1 protein-coding gene is annotated in these 975 nt (G+C 62.6%); it reads right to left on the bottom strand.

Features of this window, described 5'->3' with window-relative positions; translation table 11 throughout:
- Nucleotides 1-220 precede the first annotated feature (220 nt).
- Nucleotides 221-975, bottom strand: a 755-nt coding sequence (locus tag EN994_RS33090) for an ABC transporter substrate-binding protein (protein ID WP_127308234.1), incomplete at its 5' end; no start/stop codon positions are given.

Here is a 975-nt window from a genome sequence, read left to right on the forward strand (position 1 = left end):
CAGTTAGTCTATGAATTTAGTATAATTATAGGCTGGAGAGCGCATTCACGGTCAACCGCGCGGCTTAGAATATCGTGCCAATGTTTCAGGCCGAGCCGCCAAGTTTGTTCGGGCGGAAGCCGATCCGGAGAAATCCGGACGGACAGCATTTATGAAGCGCAACGGGGTTCGGCGACGAAATTGTACTGCCCAGCCGAACCGTCTTGCGATTTTCGCGACGTCATTCCCCTTCCGGATAGAGCGCTTTCGCCAGGTCGCGGATCGCATCCGATGTGCGCGGGCCGAAGCCGATCATGTAGGCGCCGTCGAGCACGACCAGCGCCTTCTTGGCTGCCGCCGGCGTTGCCGCCAGCGCGCGGTTGCCGAACACCAGCTCGGCCGACGGCCCGCCCTTGCCGTCGCCCATCATCAGGATGACGTCAGGCGCCATCTCGATCAGTTTTTCCTCCGACGCCGCCTTGTAGCCCTGTACGATGTCCATAGGGTTGAGGCCGCCGGCATAGCGGATGATGGCGTCGGCAGAAGTACCCGCGCCGGCAGCGCTCAGACGTACCAGGCCATGGAAGAACACCACCTTCTTGCGCCGCTCCGGCGGAATTTGCGACGCCAGATCCGCGGCAGCCTGAAAGGCGGTGAGCACCTCGGCGGAAACCGCCTTGCCCTTGTCCTCGAGCCCAAGGCTGGCGGCGATCAACGTGATCTTGTGCTCGATGCCTTGCGGGCTGTTGTCCTGCGGGACCAAGACGATCGGAATTGCCAGCGACTTCAGCACCTCGACCGCTTCAGGAGGCCCGCTGTCTTCTGCGGCCAGGATCAGGTCGGGTCGCAGGCTGGCCAGCCCCTCGACCGAAAGCTGGCGGCGGTAGCCGACATTGGGTTTTTGCGCGACTTCAGGCGGATATTTGCTGCCGCGATCAATAGCGACGATTCGCCCGCCGGCGCCCAGCGCGTGGACGATCTCGGTGACGTCGGATC

The sequence above is a fragment of the Mesorhizobium sp. M7A.F.Ca.CA.002.09.1.1 genome, assembly GCF_003998555.1.
In the GTDB taxonomy this organism is placed as follows: Bacteria; Pseudomonadota; Alphaproteobacteria; order Rhizobiales; family Rhizobiaceae; genus Mesorhizobium; species Mesorhizobium ciceri.